Annotated in this window: 10 protein-coding genes; 6 read left to right on the forward strand and 4 right to left on the reverse strand. The window is 60.5% G+C overall.

Features of this window, described 5'->3' with window-relative positions; genetic code table 11:
• Positions 1–148: 148 nt before the first annotated feature.
• The 5 genes from Pan181_RS24520 to Pan181_RS24540 all read left to right on the forward strand — a co-directional run bounded on the left by Pan181_RS24520 (position 149) and on the right by Pan181_RS24540 (position 7,168).
• The gene (locus Pan181_RS24520; protein ID WP_197528672.1) at positions 149–817 is read left to right on the forward strand and encodes a TVP38/TMEM64 family protein; all 669 of its coding nucleotides are present in this window, start codon (positions 149–151) and stop codon (positions 815–817) included.
• 183 nt (positions 818–1,000) lie between these two features.
• Positions 1,001–1,642 (forward strand): hypothetical protein, encoded by a 642-nt coding sequence (locus Pan181_RS24525; protein WP_145251428.1) that lies wholly within the window; start codon positions 1,001–1,003, stop codon positions 1,640–1,642.
• Positions 1,643–1,940: 298 nt separating this feature from the next.
• Positions 1,941–2,501, forward strand: coding sequence for an SMI1/KNR4 family protein (locus Pan181_RS24530; protein ID WP_197528673.1), 561 nt, complete (start codon positions 1,941–1,943; stop codon positions 2,499–2,501).
• 690 nt (positions 2,502–3,191) lie between these two features.
• Entirely contained in the window at positions 3,192–6,251 is a 3,060-nt protein-coding gene (locus Pan181_RS24535) for a VWA domain-containing protein (RefSeq protein WP_197528674.1), read from the forward strand.
• Positions 6,252–6,358: 107 nt separating this feature from the next.
• Positions 6,359–7,168, forward strand: a complete 810-nt coding sequence (locus tag Pan181_RS24540) for a hypothetical protein (RefSeq protein ID WP_145251433.1) — start codon at positions 6,359–6,361, stop codon at positions 7,166–7,168.
• Positions 7,169–7,173: 5 nt separating this feature from the next.
• Here Pan181_RS24540 and Pan181_RS24545 read toward each other — a convergent pair whose 3' ends face one another.
• Together Pan181_RS24545 and gyrA are read right to left on the reverse strand one after the other, a co-directional pair.
• Complete coding sequence (locus Pan181_RS24545) at positions 7,174–8,649, reverse strand: nitronate monooxygenase (RefSeq protein ID WP_145251435.1); 1,476 nt, start codon at positions 8,647–8,649, stop codon at positions 7,174–7,176.
• Between the two features lie 344 nt (positions 8,650–8,993).
• The gene (gyrA, locus tag Pan181_RS24550; RefSeq protein ID WP_391483970.1) at positions 8,994–11,687 is read right to left on the reverse strand and encodes a DNA gyrase subunit A; all 2,694 of its coding nucleotides are present in this window, start codon (positions 11,685–11,687) and stop codon (positions 8,994–8,996) included.
• Between the two features lie 471 nt (positions 11,688–12,158).
• On the opposite strand from gyrA, the gene Pan181_RS24555 reads away from it, so the two are divergent.
• Entirely contained in the window at positions 12,159–13,898 is a 1,740-nt protein-coding gene (locus Pan181_RS24555; RefSeq protein ID WP_145251437.1) for a prenyltransferase/squalene oxidase repeat-containing protein, read from the forward strand.
• Between the two features lie 15 nt (positions 13,899–13,913).
• Here Pan181_RS24555 and Pan181_RS24560 read toward each other — a convergent pair whose 3' ends face one another.
• Together Pan181_RS24560 and sufU are read right to left on the reverse strand one after the other, a co-directional pair.
• Entirely contained in the window at positions 13,914–16,013 is a 2,100-nt protein-coding gene (locus Pan181_RS24560; RefSeq protein ID WP_145251439.1) for a glycoside hydrolase family 172 protein, read from the reverse strand.
• 211 nt (positions 16,014–16,224) lie between these two features.
• Positions 16,225–16,608, reverse strand: coding sequence for a Fe-S cluster assembly sulfur transfer protein SufU (gene sufU, locus Pan181_RS24565; protein WP_145251441.1), 384 nt, complete (start codon positions 16,606–16,608; stop codon positions 16,225–16,227).
• Positions 16,609–16,811: the final 203 nt, after the last annotated feature.

A 16,811-nucleotide genomic window follows, 5' to 3' on the forward strand; every position in this document is an offset into this window, starting at 1 on the left:
GTGGTCGGTCACTCCCAGGCCGACTCGGGCCGAAACGCGATGGCTTGCGATGGTGCGTTCAATACAACGCGCACACGGCAGGCGTTCACGTAAAGCTAGACCCGTGTTGCGTAAAGTCAACAATTTACCCCCCATCTATCACGTTGCTATGCGTTTGCTTGTTCGCTTGGTTGGGGTCATCGCGATCGTGCTGGCAATTCCGATGGTAACAGCCCTGTTCTGGAGCGGGCCACTCGAGTCGCTGCTCGAGCGCTGGCAGGCCGAGCCCCCCTCAACAGGGTGGGTCGCTGGGCTGCTGATCGCGTTGCTGGCGTCCGACATCCTGCTGCCGGTGCCGTCGGGGCCGGTCATCACGCTAGCTGGCGGGCAGATCGGCGTGCTCCCCACTGCCATCGCGGCCTGGACCGGTTTGATGCTCGGCGGCCTCGCGGCGTTTGCGGTCGCGAAACGCCTGGGCCCGGCGGTCACCCGACGCTTGGCCTCGCCCGAAGACCTGGAGGGACTTAAATCGACCGCCCGACAGCACGACGCCTGGCTGCTGCTGGTGACTCGGCCGCTGCCGATTCTGGCCGAGGCGACCGTGCTGCTCTGCGGAACGCTCGACACCTCGTGGCCGCGATTGCTCTGGACCCTCGGCATCGGCAACGCGGCCGTCGCAACGGCGTTTGCGGTGCTCGGGCAGCAGGCGAGCGAGCAGGAGTGGATGTTCATGGCCATCGTGCTCTCGGTCGTCGTCCCGCTTGCAATGACCTGGGTGGTGCGACACCGCTGGCTCAAGCAGCAACGGCGGAACGAACGCGTTGCCAACGAACCCTAGCCCGCGCTCGCAAGCCGGCTTGGCATTGATCTTGCGGGCTACGCGTGCTGCCGCTAAATACCGTACCCGGCCTCCCGCCGACGCAGCTTACCGCTGCGCTTATCGTTGGAGTGGTACGACTGCTGGCTCGGTCGAAGCCTGCTCGCATCGGCTCGTTTTACGAATCGTCCTGAAGGTGCCACGATGAAAAGATACTTGCTTTCGGTCTCGCTTCAACTCTCGATCGTGCTACTCGGTTACGGGCATTTCGCCAAGACCGAGGAGTCGTCCGACGCCCCAACCCCTCCGGCAGCAGCGACTGCTGCTGAGCCGAAGTGCCAGAAGCTGCCCGACACGATTCGCATCACCCGCGCGCCCGATCTGTCGACGCTTTCCCCTTCCGACTCGCAATACAAAGTGGTCTGCGACATTATCTCCGACTCGCTCTCGTTCCACACGCCGGAAGTGGTGGCTCGCGATGGCGAGTGCGTCAAGATGTCCGACACCTCCGAAACCACGTTCACTATCGCGATGAAGCAAGATGGCGAAGTCGCGGTGCCGATCACCCGCAAGCTGCACGAAGGCTCGGTGTTTGAGTTCACCGTGCTGAGTCTCGACGACGAGAAGGTGCTGGTCGATCTGTCGGCCAACCTGCAATCGGTCGACTCCGGCAAGTCGCAGGAGATCCGCGAGTCGCTGCAAGTGAACACGGTCACAGGGCGGTTCATCAAGACCGTCCGCATCGGCGAGAAAACCTCGGCCTCGTTCGGCGACAAAGACCAATGGCAACTGCAGATCACGGTCGAGCGCGCCGTCGATGCGCCGGCAATGCCGATCGTTAAGTAGCACTGCAACTAGCTTCTGGCGATCCGCGGTCTGCCACGCCGAATCACGGCTATCGCCACCTGGATGGCAATTCTTTCACGCACCACCACCAGCTTCTCTAACAGCGATCGGTGCTAGCCAGTGCATCGCACGCACTCTATTCTAAGCCAAGGTGGCAAAGTTAGGATTGGAGACGTCCCTCGCACCATTGCGGCCAGCCAAAGTAAACTTGCGACGCACCACGATTGGCCCGCTTTTTTATACTGCTCCATATTCCGTATTAAAAGAAGTACTCATGGATTCGTATCCCAGACATTCTATGCAAGCAGATCTTTTCCAACCGGCTGCGGAGACTGCCATTCTGGATTTCGAACAACAACTTGGTCTCCAGTTACCTGAAGCATATCGAGACTTCCTCAGCACGACGAATGGTGCTGATTTCGACAATACCGAGATTGTTCCTGTATTTGCCATCGACTACAAGAACAAAGGGGTTGCGGTTCCCGCTGACTGGCATCACGGAGATTCCGATGCTTTTTGCAATTCCGGAATGCAGGCATCGCAGCTATTAACTCTATTTGGAATTGGGGATCACCCTCATTTCCAACTGACCAAGCAGCAACCAGATTACATACGAGAATGGCTGCCTGCAGAGTTCCTTCCAATTGGAATAGTCGATGCTCATGTTCATCGCCTGTGCTTGGATTTGCGGCCAGACTCATTCGGTCAAGTGGCCTATTGGTACTATCCAAGCTCTTCTCCCGAACCAGACGACGATCAACCTTCAACCGAGTTTGTGTCGTGGGTCGCGGACGATTTTCATCTTTTCTGGGAGAGCTTGGTGGAGATGCCATTCGATGACTTAGAACTCTGGACATAGGGCTGTTCGCGGCTCCACGGCCTCAGTAAAACAAGAGACTCCCAGCGTTCCGAATCACCGCTTCGCTAGGATGCCACGGTAAAGCATCCCCTCCATTCACCGCCGCCGCTCAAAAGACATAGACAGCCAACTAGCACCGGTCCAAACTGTCCTAAACGGCTCGATTTTTTGCTTGAAATTGGACACCGAACTTGCTCCAATAGGTACTGTACAGATACACCGTACCACTGTTCTTTGACAATCGACTCCTTGCTTCGGTAGTTCGCCCTCGGCGACCCGCGCGGCGTTTTGCCCCCACTTTGGTCCCTTTTCGGTCTCCCCCCGCAACGACTGGGGGCACAATCGCAGGCCGGGCTCGCTTGGCTCGGTCGCTAACTGCCTGGGGCAGCACCACTTACGTCCACCGCGCGATCGCTCGACAGAAAATAAAGCCCCCACGAATCGATTTTCGGCGGTTTGCGAGTGGGGGCAAAATCGCAACTGCTTGTGTCGCTTCAGGTTACGAAACCTCGTTTCGCCCGCTCTCTGACAAAGTGGGGGCAATTGGGGCAAAACCACTTGGGATGACGCATTCCACTCCCTCGGCATTCCGGCGTTCGGCCATACGCTCCCCCGTTTTAGTGGTCGCTCGGCAGACAACCTGTTCTAATGACTTTATCTGCCAACACGCTTAGAGAAGGAGCACGCGTTTTGAATTCTATCTGGCTGCAATTCGATCGTCCCCAGTTTCTGTGGCTCTTCGCACTGGTGCCGGCGATCTGGTGGATCGGCCGCGGCGGCTTCAGCGGACTCCGCGGACTGCAGTGGATGCTGGCCAATACGCTGCGGACCTTGGTCTTCGCCCTGGTGGTGCTGGCCCTGGCCGATACGCAAATCATGCGGACGAACAATCGCCTGACCGTGCTTTACCTGCTCGATCAGTCGCACAGCATTCCCGACGATCAGCGCGACGCCATGCTCGACTTCGTCAACGCTTCGGTCGAGGCTCACCGCCGCGACGAAACGAACGACCGGGTCGGCGTGATGGTCTTCGGACGCAAGCCCGAGATTGAGATTCCGCCGCTCACGACGATGCCAGCCCTGCGGCGGCTGCACGCGCTGGTGGATCCCGAATACAGCGACCTGGCGGCCGCGCTGGCCCACGCCCGCGGCATGTTTCCCGACGACTCCGCAGGACGCGTGGTGCTGGTGACCGATGGCAACGAGAACCTCGGTAACGCGGTAGCCGAAGCACAACTGCTGACCGACGCGGGCATCAGCATCGATGTGGTGCCGGTCGCTTTGCAGCAGCACGTGGAAGTGTCCGTGGAGAAGCTGATTCTCCCCGCGCGGGTGCGCGACCACGAGACGTTTGAAATGCGGGTGGTGCTCGACGTCGACGCTCCGGCCGAGCAGCCAAACACCCTCGGCACGCTCCGCCTTGTGCGTCAAGCGTTTGGGCGCGAAGAGATCTTCGCCGAGCAGTTCGTGGAACTCCCGCCCGGCAAAACCGTGCTCAGCATCCACGACGAACTCGACCGCCCGGGCTTCTTCACCTACGAGGCGCGGTTCTCACCGGCCGATCCGCAGTCGGACGCCACCGCTCGCAACAACCGAGCGACCGCGTTCACGCAGATCGTCGGCGCCGGGCAGGTGCTGCTGATCGAGAACGCCGAAGAGCCTGGCGAGCACGAAGCATTGGTTGCCGCGCTGCGACGCAACGGACTCGAGGTCGAGGTGATGGACACTTCGATGATGTTCTCGTCGCTCATCGAACTGCAACGCTTCGACTGCGTGGTGCTGGCCGACGTGCCGCTCGCAGGCACCGCCACCGGCGACGAGGTGCTGGCCTTCACCGACGATCAACTGCGCATGCTGATCGAAAACACCGAAAGCCTCGGTTGCGGACTGGTGGTCATCGGCGGACCCAACAGCTACGGAGCCGGTGGTTGGGCCGGCAGTTTGCTCGAGCAGGCGCTGCCGGTCGACTGCCAGGTGCAGGACGCCAAGGTGGTGCCGGTTGGTGCGTTGGGCCTGGTGATCGACCGCTCGGGCTCGATGGATGGCGTGAAGATGCAGTCGAGCAAGGCGGCCGCCATCGCTGCGGTAAAAGCCCTCGGCAAGCGCGACATGATTAGCGTCGTGGCGTTCGACTCCACCGCGCTGCCGGTGGTGAAGCTGCAAAACGTCGGCGACGCCAAGCGAGCCACCGCGGCGATCGACCGCCTGTCGGCCGGTGGTGGTACCGACATGTACGCCGCGTTCGAGCAGGTGGTCTCCGACCTGGAAAAAGCCGAAGCGTCGGTCAAGCACATGATTGTGCTCACCGATGGCCAAACGCCCGACCGCCCGTACGCCGACCTACTGCAACGCGCCCGGGCGGCGAAGATCACGATCACGTCGGTCGCGATTGGGCAAGACGCGCAGATTCCGCTGCTCACGAAAATTGCCGCCGCGGGAGGTGGCAAGTTTTACGCGGTCCGCAGCCCGCTGGCGGTGCCTCGCATTTTCATGCGAGAGGTACGACGCGTGTCGCGACCGCTGCTGCGAGACCTGGTTCCTCCGCAAACGCCGATCGTGGTGAGCGACGACCCGATGATCGAAGGACTCGGCGACTCGTTCCCGGCGATGCGCGGTTTTGTGATGACCACCGTGAAAGACAACGCGCTGGTCGACGTGGTGCTACGCTCCCCCGCCCCGCCGAACGCGGAGAATAGCACGTTGCTGGCGACCTGGAATTATGGCCTCGGCCGCGTGGTCGCGTTCACCAGCGACGCGGGCCGGCGGTGGACCAACGAGTGGACCGGCTGGTCGGGCTACGACGCGTTCTTTACGAACATGATTCGCTCCAGCATGCGGCCGACCGACGGCTCGCACAACTACACGCTCGCAACCACCACCAGTGATGGAACCACCACGGTGGTGGTCGACGCACTCGACAACGAGAACCAGTTCATCAACCAAAACACTGGCATGCTCGGCACCGTGGTCGGGCCCGACTCGCAAGCGATCCCGATGCTGGTCGAGCAAATCGCGCCAGGGCGCTACGTGGGACATTTTGATTCGCACGAACCAGGCACCTACGTCGTGGCGGTGGTACCGGCCGATGGCCCGACGCTTCGCACCGGCGTGAGCGTCGGCTACTCGCCGGAGTATCGCGACCGCGCGGCAAACGTGTCGCTGCTTGAAACAATTGCCGCTCTACAACCCCGCGGCGGCGAGCCCGGACAGCTGATCGGCGGTGTCGATCCCACCGAACTCGACGAGTCGGCCGAGCAGCTGGCGACAAGCCAATCGAACCCGTTCCGACACGACCTGCCGAAAGCGGTAGCGGTCGACTCGATCTGGCCCTGGCTGCTGATGGCCGCCGCCTGCTTGTACGTCGGCGACGTCGGCGTGCGTCGCGTGCGTTTCGATTGGGCGAGCACTCGACACTCGCTCGCCGCCTGGCTCGGTCGCAAACTTGGTCGCCAGCCGAGCGCCGAAACGCCGGCCACGCTCGAGCGACTCCGCAGCCGCAAACAACACTTGCACGACGAACTAGCAACCCGCCGGGCGAAAGAACCGGAGCAGACACCGCCGGAGACAACCAGCCCGCTCGCAACAGCAACAACAACACCCCCTCGCACTTCAGGCAGCGACTCCACGACCAATACATCCACTGGCACAGAACCGCATCTGGCAGGCGACTCGCCCGAAAGCGACGCAGCGGCCAGCTATACCGAACGACTTTTGCAGGCCAAACGCAAAGCGACGCGCCGAGACTCTTAATCAACACACACCCGACAACACGAAATGTTTGACACTGTACCAAGCGTGGTTTAGCATCGCCTCGGATCCGCTTGTCACCTTCTGTCCTAACTTCTGAGTAGAGCTACATGCAAACCAGGCACCTCTGTTGGCTACTTATCACACTGGCAAGTATCGTCGCTACGCGCTCGGCGACCGCTCAGCCGTTTCGCTTGCCGCTGACGCTTACGCAATCGCCGACCGACACCGGCGTGAGCTACGCGTTTGAGTTTTTTGGCGATCCGTGGGTGAGCTTCACCGCTCCGACCGGCGAGAAGATCGGGCCGCTGTTTGGTTCGTCGCCTCCGTCGTTCTCGATCGAGGTCGCTTCGTTTGCCGAGCTCCAGAGCAACTACTTCGGCACCTGGAAGATCGATCGACCAGAGTCGCCGATCCCCGGCGCGGAGGTCGAGCAGTGGGAATTCGAGCTCGCTCCGTTTGCGCTGGACGACGTGTTTCACGAAGTACCGACCATCACCAGCCCGCAAGACCTGGCCGTGGTCGGCGAGTCGTATGTCGTCAGCTGGCAGTACCCGCCCGGCGTGCCGGTGCCGAGTGACAAGTTCATTTCGGTAGGAGGAGCATTCAACTCGACCGTGACGTTCGAGACGCTCCCGGGCAACCAATACGGAGTGAACGTGGAACTCGATCCCGGCTTCGAAAGCACTTCGTACAACGTACGAGTCGGCACCTACGAGGAGATGTCGCACTTGGTGACGTCGGTAACCAATCTGAACGAACCCCGGGGGCGGCTACCCGACGTGGAGTTTGCGTTCCGCAGCCTGTCGACTCCACTGCGTCTGACGACCGTGGAAGTGCCGGAGCCGACTAGCGCATGGCTACTGCTGATGGTCGTACCGATAGCCTGGCTGAAGCACCGAGCGATGAGTTCGGGCTAGTCGCTTTAGCTGTTGCTCTCGGCTGCTGCTGGAGCTGGTTTTGGTGTGCCGGTTAGCAGGTGCTCGATCACCTGGGCTGCCGAGTAGTCGAGGTGCTCGGCAGCTTGCACAAACTGACCAAGGTTCGCCACGTCGAGCCCACAGGTGAGCAGCGGCAACTCGGCTTTGCCGCCGCGGTGCTGCTCGAGGCCAACCGTGGCCAGCAGGCCGTTGCAAATGCACTTGCGACCAACGGTCTCCTGCTGCTCGCCACCTTTATGAACATAAGCCTTTGCCGGCTCGCCAGGACAACGCCAACCGATGCTGCCATCCTCCTTACGATAGCCATGACACAGATAACCCAAGTCGCACACCCGATTCCGCTCGGCGTAAAGCATATCGTCGGACATGGTCGCGTCGCGCTGCAACACCTTGATCGGGAACCCAGTCGGCGAGGCAAGCGGGTCGGTCAGTACGTCGACCTTTCCAGCCAGCACGTCGGCCAGCACCGAGTGCCGGAGGTGGTCGAGAATGCCCGACTCGTTACAGAATGCAAACGCAGTACCGACTTGAATACCAGCCGCGCCGGCATCCAGCGCCTGACGCAAGCCCTCGGGCGAGCCGCACGAGCCGGCCAGCCAGTAAGGCAAACCAAGCTTGGCGATGGCGTTCAGGTCGACATCGTCGCGATCGCCGTAGATCGGCTCGCCACGTTCGTTCAAACCAGCCTTGCCACGTGGCGGAGCGTTGTGCCCACCGGCGGTTGGGCCTTCGATCACAAAACCGTCGACCTGCCCGGTCGACTTGCGACGGAGCATGCTGGCCAGGGTCGCCGAGGCCACGATGGCGAGGAACTTAGGCCGATTGAGCCAGGGAATATCGTTGTCGCACAGCTCCATCGGATTGAAGCGGGCGACAAAGTGATCGTCGTCGGTGGCTCCCTCCACGTGCAGCGGCAGCTCCACTTCGAGCCCGTCCTGCAAGCGGTCGAGGATGCCGGGGATCGACTTCGGGATACCGGCTCCCATCAGCACGTAGTCGACGCCTGCGAGCATGGCACCAAACAACGAGGGCAGCGTTGGCGTTTGGATTTTCTCCAAGTAGTTCACGCCAATCACGCCCGAATGGTCTTCTTTGGCCAAGTAGATTTCGACGAAGTTGGCCGCAACTACCAGCTCGAGTTGCTCGCGAGTCGGTTGATCGGTAATCACCCGCGTCGTCGCGATCGAAGCGCCAGGGGCAATGCCCCCTTCGACAAAATAGCGCTCGACGATTCGCTTCGCCATCGCGGGATAAGGGAAGGCGTCGAGGGCGCGACGCATGTGGCCTTCAGCATCGCCTTGCTGCAGCCGACGAACCAACACGGTTTCGATCGCAGTGCCCGAGACAACGCCAAGCTGACCAGCTTGCGACACCGCCTTGGCAAGGCGCCAGTCGGAGACGGCGACCCCCATGCCACCTTGAATGATGATAGGTTCGGGACGCTCTTCTGATCGCGGCATGGTGGGACGCTCTTGAGAAAGTAGATTCGTGCGATGAGGTACCAATGGCTCACCATCTCAGCGCATCGCCCCACTTGCAAGGATGGCGAACCGCGTCTTAGCCTCATGCTGTGCACTATTCTAGCGCCTCGAAAGCAACGAGGCTAGGCGATAGTCGACGATTGCCTGCAGACAAACAAACATTTGCTCGGCATTTTGTCGGATGACAGCGAATGCGGTGGGTTTTACGGCACCGAACGAAGCGGCTTCTAAAAGAAAGAATCGAACCCTCTTTAGCATCTTTTGCATAGAACAAGCGCTGGACCTTAATGCTTCCATTAAGGTCCAGAACGCCTGTTTAATTTCTACTCTGCAGCCGGCGTTTCGGTCGGCTCGTCGTCGAGCTCTTCGGCTGGCACGCGGACGATCGCGGTGAGCGTATCGTCGTCGCCGAGGGTCATGATGTTTACCCCTTGGGTGTTACGACCAATGGTGCCGATGTCGCTAGCTTTGATGCGTTGGATCTTGCCGCGAGCGGTCATCATCAAGAGCTCATCGTCGTCGTTCACGCGGGCGATGCCAATCACAGGACCGTTGCGATCGGTGGTCTTGATATCGCGAAGCCCCTTACCGCCGCGGTTTTGCGTACGGTACTTGAACGAGCTCGACGCTTCGTCCTCTTCACCATTGGTGGTGTCGTCTTCGGGTTCTTCACTCGTTGCGTTTGGCCCGAATGGGGTACGCTTGCCAAAGCCATGCTCGGTAGCGGTGAGCAGCGTAGCCTCGGGGTCGGTCACTACCATGCCGGCCAGGAAATCTCCCTTGGTCAGGTTAATGCCCTTCACGCCGCTAGCGTTGCGACCCATGGGACGGGCGTCGGCTTCGCTGAACCGAATGGCCATGCCCTTGGCGGTGGCCAGCAACAGTTCGTCGCCAGGATGCACCAGCGAGACGTCGACCAGCTCATCCCCTTCCTTCAGCTTGATGGCGATGATGCCGGTCTTCATCGGGCGGCTGTAGGCCTTGAGCTCAGTCTTCTTCACCAGGCCTTGGCGGGTAGCCATCACCAGGTAGCAATCGGGCTGCGACAAGTCGCGAATCGCGCGGCAGTCGGCGATTTTCTCCCCTTCGGCCAGATTCAGCAGGTTCACGATCGCCCGACCTTTGCTCTCGCGCGAGAGGGCAGGAAGATTGTAGACTTTTTGCCAGTACACTTTACCGAAGTTCGTGAAGAACAGCAGGTAATCGTGCGTGCTAGTGACAAACAGGTGCTCGACGGGATCGTCGTCGTCGACAGTCGCTCCCTTGATGCCTTTGCCACCCCGGCGCTGGGCCCGGTAGGTGCTGGCCGGCGTGCGTTTGATGTAGCCGTTGTGCGAAATGGAAACCACCATCGTTTCTTCTTCGATGAGGTCTTCCATGTTGACTTCGCCGATCTCTTCGCCGGAGATTTCTGTGCGACGATCGTCGGCGTACCGCGAGTTCATCAGCTCTTCCATCTCTTCGCGAATCATCGCGTAGATGCGAGCCTCGTCGGCCAGAATCGACATGTACTCGGCAATCTGCTTGAGCAACTCGGCATGCTCGTCGGCGAGCTTCTCTTGCTCGAGATTCACCAACTGACCGAGCGTCATCTTCAGGATCGCGTCGGCTTGCACCGGAGTCAGCGAGTACTCTTCGGCTACCCCGCGTTCGTCCTGGAACTGGGCGTAGCCTTCGTCGCCGAGGGCGCGACGCAACAATGCGCCGGGCGTCTTGATCTGCATCAACGCCTGCTTGGCCTCGGGCTGCGTCTTCGACGCCCGAATCACGCGAATCACTTCGTCGATGTTCGCATGGGCCAACAGCAAACCTTGAACCGTGTGCTTGCGACGCCGTGCGCGGGCGAGCAAGAACTGGGTCCTGCGGCGGATCACGATCACGCGGTGTCGCAGGAACTCCTGCAACATCTCCTTGAGGTTCAGCACCCGCGGCTTGCCGTCGACCAGGGCGAGGAAGATCACGCTAATCGTGTCCTGCAGCGGCGAGTACTTATAGAGCTGATTGAGCACGATATCGGGATCGCCATCGCGTTTGAGCTCGATGATAATCCGCACCGGCTCTTTCAGATCGCTCTCGTCGCGAACGTCGCTGATGCCGCCGACCTTGCCTTCGCTCGCCAGCGTGGCGATCTTCTTCACCATCGCGTCGCGGGTTTGCTGGTAAGGAATGTCGTGGATGACGATGCGGGTGCGTTTGCCCTTTTCCTCCACACTGGTCCGCGAGCGAACCACCACGGTGCTACGGCCGGTTTGGTAGCCTTTGAGAATGCCACTGCGGCCGCAAATGATGCCGCCGGTGGGGAAGTCGGGACCTTGGATGTGATCCATCAACCCGATGATGCTCACTTCGGGATCGTCGATCAAAGCGATGATGCCGGAGCAGACTTCGCGGAGGTTATGCGGCGGAATGCTGGTAGCCATCCCCACCGCGATACCGCCGGAACCGTTCACCATCAGGTTGGGGAACTTCGAGGGAAGCACCACCGGCTCCAGGCGACTTTCGTCGTAGGTCGGCACGAAGTCGACCGTGTCGAGCTTGAGATCATCGAGCATCATCGACGCGACGGGCGACAACCGGGCTTCGGTATATCGCATAGCCGCTGGCGGCAGGCCGGCGATGCTGCCAAAGTTACCCTGCTTGTCGATCAGCACGCTCCGCAAGTTCCACTCCTGGGCCATGCGGACCAAGGTGGGGTAAATCACGCTTTCACCGTGCGGGTGGTAGTTACCACTCGTATCACCCGAGATCTTCGCACACTTCACCCGAGACGCCCCCGGGCCGAGGTTCAAGTCGTTCATGGCGACGAGAATACGACGCTGCGAGGGCTTCAGGCCGTCGCGAACATCGGGCAAAGCTCGGCTGACAATCACGCTCATCGCGTACGTCAGGTAGCTGTCTTTCAGCTCGTCTTCGATCGGCAAATCGATTAGCCGGGCAGCAATGGCCGCCTCTTCAGGACTACCCTGTGCTTCCGCGCCAGCACCAGTTTCTTCCGGCTCGTTTGTCTCGTCTGCCACGTTGGTTCATCCTTGCGAAAAGGGAGTAGGAGTAAGCCCGTATTCTACCGTTTTTTGGCCTGAATCACAACGAGCGGAGCCTCGTGAACCACCCCCTGGATCGCGGTGTTTTTGGCTGTTTTCCGCCTATTTTCCCCAATCGGGAAAAGCAAGCCATGGCGCCAGCGAACTATGTCGTAGGCGCTCGTCGCGCTACGGGGGGACTCCATGCCATCAACTACCCGAGAACGGTACATCCGGCATGGTCGCTCCGCTTTGCCAGCACACAACCATTGGGGGACATTTTCCGTACAAGTAGCGTGGCCCGACCAATCGGCTCGGCAGTAGAATGGGAGCTAGCGAAGCTCGTCATCCATTGCGCTGTGCTCAGGTCGCCGAAGTCCCACGCTCCAAGCCTGCAAATGGCTGCAGGTGCGCCGGCCCGCGACGAGATTGCACGACCGATCCACTTACTCTTTGTTCTCTCCACGAATGCCAACCAAACAACCGACAGCCGACGCGCCGACCCTCGACCCAGGGGTCGACGCGTGCGCGTGCCCCGACTGCGGCATGCCGATGTCGGTACGGCTGTGGTTGCGTACGGCCGACTGCCTGCGGTGTGGCACTTCGATTTCGCTCGAGTATTTGCCGATCGCTCCGTCGACAGCCAAAGCGAATAGTCGCCGAAAGCAAGCCAGCGAGCAGGCAACTCCCGCGCCGCAGCTTACTCCTCAGTCGGCTTTGCCGAGCGCGGTTGCGGTAGACGACATTCCGTTGATCAACGTCACCGCTCCGCCGCGAATTGCCTCTCGGGCCAAGCAACTGATGCGCAGCTTGCATCAACTGCTCGCCTGCTTGATGAGTATTCTGGCTCACCTGCTGATGCTCCTGCTGCTGGCGATCCTCGGTTGGGGGAGCTTGCCGGTGGAAGATCCTGCAATCGAACTCAGCGTGGTATTCGATAAGGACGAGCGCGAGGGAGACGAACTGAGCCAGTCGATTCAGACCGTTGGCTTTGAAGTACCACTGGAAGACGTCGATACACCCGAAGAGCAAGAAGCCGAGCGTTGGGCCAAGGACCTGGCGATCGAAGATCCGGCCGATGCGCCGAACTTGCCGCCGCTCGATCGAGTGGCCGATCGTCTGGTTTCCAACAATCCCTACGATCGGATGCTGTCGGCCCGCGACCCGAGAATTCGCCAGAAGGTGCTCGAGGCCGAAGGAGGAACCAACCTCACCGAAGCCGCAGTGGCTAAAGCGCTCCGCTGGCTGGCGCTGCATCAAAACAACGACGGCAGCTGGTCGCTCGATCGATTCGATCACGCGGGCGAGTGCAATGGTCGCTGTCACGATCGGGCGAGCATGCATAGCGACGAGGGGGCAACCGCGCTGGCGCTGCAAGCGATGCTCGGTGCGGGGCAAACCCACCGCACCGGAATCTATCGCGACACGGTGAGCCATGGCCTGCAGTACTTACTGTTCGCCCAGAGTGCGAATGGCAGTTTGGCCACCGAGAGCGATCGCAACGCGGGCATGTACTCGCACGCCCTGGCAACCATCGCCTTGGCCGATGCCTACGCTCTGACCGGCGACGAAATGCTACACGACCCCGCGCAGCGGGCGGTGAACTTTCTGGTGCACGCTCAGCACTCCGCTGGTGGCTGGCGATACGTGCCTGGCGAACGGGGCGACCTGAGTGTCACCGGCTGGCAACTCATGGCCTTGCACTCGGCCAGGGCAGCCGGCCTGCGAGTGGAACCAGGTACGCTGGCCCAGGCGAGCCGTTTTCTCGATCAAGTGCAGACCGACCGCATCGGATCGATGTACGCTTACCAGCCAGGGCAGCGGGACACGCCGGCCATGACTGCCGAAGGGTTACTATCTCGCATCTACTTGGGTTGGAAACAGGACGAGCCCGGCTTGCGCGAAGGGGTCCGCGAGCTGGTGCGCCGCCACCCGGTAAATCATCGCCAACCGAACATCTACTACTGGTACTACGGCACCCAGTTGGTGCACCACTGGGGCGGGCGGGAATGGCGCACCTGGAACGAAGCAATGTCCGACGCCCTGGTCACTTCGCAGGTGCGTGTTGGTCATGCTGCGGGTAGCTGGGACCCGAACACCCCGCACGGCGGACAGGGGGGCCGACTTTACATGACCGTATTGGCCACGTGTACGCTCGAAGTGTACTATCGGCACGCCCCGCTGTTCCGCAAAATAAAGCTCGACTAGGCGAACTCCGGCTGGCTACCGATCCACGCGGTCAAGCTTCAGGTAGTCGAGGCCAAACATCCCTCGCTGAATCGCCTTTGCGTCGTGGCCGGTGATGCGTACCGTGAGTCGATTGGTTCCCTCGAGCAAGTCGAAGGTGCCAAGCTCACCCTGGTGGGTGGTGACCTGGGTATCGTAGCCGTTGAGTGACAACGCCTTCTCGTCGTTCACCAACAAGTCGACCTTGGCGTAGTCGGGAGCCTTGGTGTAGCCGAACTCCACGCGGTACTTGCCCGCTTGCTCCACGGGGAACTCGACGACCAGCTCGTCGCCTTCCGCAGCTTCGCGCCACCACAGTTGGGCCTCGTTGCTCCAGCGCCAGGTGCCGCTACGTTGCTGCGTAGTCACTCCAGCGGTCTTGCTGGCTACCTTCAGGTTCTCGCCTTCGAGCGCCCCTTCGATGGCAAACAACGTGCCGAGCTGAGCCCGCGAACGCATGATCTCGCGAGCGGCCGCTTCGGCATCGGGCTGAATGTTGCAGGTCGCTCCTGGGCGGGCGTAGAAAAACACCGTGGGGGCGTAGTTCACTTTGGTCGACGCCCAGTGCCAGAGTTCCATGTCGAACTTGATCGACTTGGTAAACGGAATCGCATCGAGTGCGCGATAGCGACTATTCACTGAGAATCCGCCGGCCACGTTGCCATCGCCGGTTGGTTGGGCGTGGAATGGTGCGGCAAACTTGGTCGGCATGCACCACGCGTAGCCGTAGTAGTCTTCGGTGCCGGTGCCGATGTGCGAGGGGAAGGTCTCTCCGTCGACGTAGATCTTCTCGTCCCCTTCGCCCCACCAGGCGGCCGCGCCGTTGAACACGGTCAGCGTATCACCGGCATAGACACCCTGCCCTTCGATGGTGGCGTAGTTCACGTCGTACGCAGCGTCGCCCGGGCGATCGGCCCCTACCCAGGTATCGACCTTGTAGAGTTCGTGCCAAACGGAGTGGAAGTGCATGGAGCGGTCGTCCCATTGCCAGGAGGAAGCCTTGGCTTGAAACGCGACTTGCACCGGTTGAGTGCCAAGGTTTTTGAGCGAGAAATTAGCCGACTTCTTAAACGGCATTACCCAGTGGCAAACCAAGGTGCCATCGGAGTTCATCTGCGTATTGTACGAACGATACTCCGACGGTTGGTAGCCAATGCCAAAGAACTCGCCAACCGGACACCAGACACAAGGCTCACCGTCGAACTCGATCTTCAGCACCGTAGAACGCAAGGCTTGCGGCAAGTCGTCGGCTTCAAGTTTCAGAGAGAGTTCACGAATCGCCTGGCTGCCGGTGAACTCTCCCTCGATGCTCTTGCCAGCGGCGAGCGTCGCCTGCGATTCTGCCGAGCTGTTTGCCTGAGGAGCAAACTCTTCGAGCAACACGTCTTGAGCTTTTCTCACCGCCGGTTTCGCCTCGGCAAGCTTCTCCATCGAGAACGACTCGACCTCGGTTTCCGGCGCGTACGTGCGGTAGTTGATTTGATAGTAAAGCGCTTCGCCCTGGCGGGCGCCGATATCCATGAGCACGTCGGTGGAGTAGGTCACCTTGCAATGCTTCGCGTACGGAATCGGCAAGTACAGGTTATGCCCACGGCGGCGATAGTCGGTCTCCGGCGAAACACCCTGCGACAGCGGAGCACCCGCCAGCAGCCCTTGATCGATCACCTGTTGAATCGGCCCTTCGATGGCCGGCGTGTCGCTGCCATCGAGATAGACGCGCAGCGTGCCGTTCGAGAAGGGTTTGCCTTGCGGGCCATGCCAGGTTGCCCACAAACGCACGATGGCTCCTGGACCTTCTTGGTCCATCATCACGAACTCTTTGCGGAGCTTGCCATCGACTTCGCGCTCTTCGATCCGCACCCATTGGCTGCGATCGGCGTTTGCCATCCAGCTATTGTGATCGTCCGGTTCGACCGTGTTGCGATCGTAGCTCGACGCCTGACTGCAGGTGTAGCTCGGCTCGGGCAAGCGGGCCAGGGTATCGCGATTGGTCATCTCGCCGAGGAGCGACTCGAGCGTCACCGGCTCGGCCGTTGCGAGGGAACTTCCACCAACCAGCAGGAGCAGCGCTAAACACCACCGCCATTCAGTACGCATTGCAGACTCCACCTGAGAGAGATAACGAAACGGACACTCGCGGCGAGGCACCGCTCGCCGACCGCTTCGCTTATGGTATCGCGCACCGGGGACTGGATGGGACTGGAATCCGCTCGGATCGAATTTTTCTCAGAGTGAGCTTAGAGAGACCTAATTAGGCGACCAACCGCCGGGCGACGGCGTTGCATTCACCATCGCTTTACCCGTGCAACTACTTTACCGGCGAGTGCACCGCCTGCTGCAAGGTCTTCCATCCCAGCAAGCAGCACTTCTGGCGATTCGGGGTGAGCTTCGCTCCGAACAGCTCCAGCATGTCTTCGGCGCGATATGACATCGCCTCTTGCACGGTCTTGCCGTACATCTCTTCGAGCAGCATCGAGGCCGACGCCTGGCTGATCACGCAGCCATCGCCTTGGAAGTAGCAATCGCGAATCTTGCCCTCATCGTCCAGTTCGAGCTCGATCCGCACGATGTCGCCGCACAGCGGATTTTTCTCCTCGTGGGCGTGGGTCGCCCCGTCGAGATGGCCGCGGTGGAACGGATCTTCGTAGTGATCGAGGATATGTTCCTGGTAGATTTCTTCTTCGTTGGGCATATCTGCTTCGTAGGACGTAGTCGTTCGCTGGGGGAATCTGGACCAATAGGCCCGCATTATTTACCAGTTTAGTGGTTTAGTTCCAGTTGGCAAACCAACTCCTCGGCGATTCGAAGCTGGAAGCATCGCTGAATCTTGTGTACGCTTGAGGTTACCCGCTAACTAAACTTTTTTTCGCTTGTCTTGCTTATCTTCGGGGGAGC

This window comes from Aeoliella mucimassa (assembly GCF_007748035.1).
In the GTDB taxonomy this organism is placed as follows: Bacteria; Planctomycetota; Planctomycetia; order Pirellulales; family Lacipirellulaceae; genus Aeoliella; species Aeoliella mucimassa.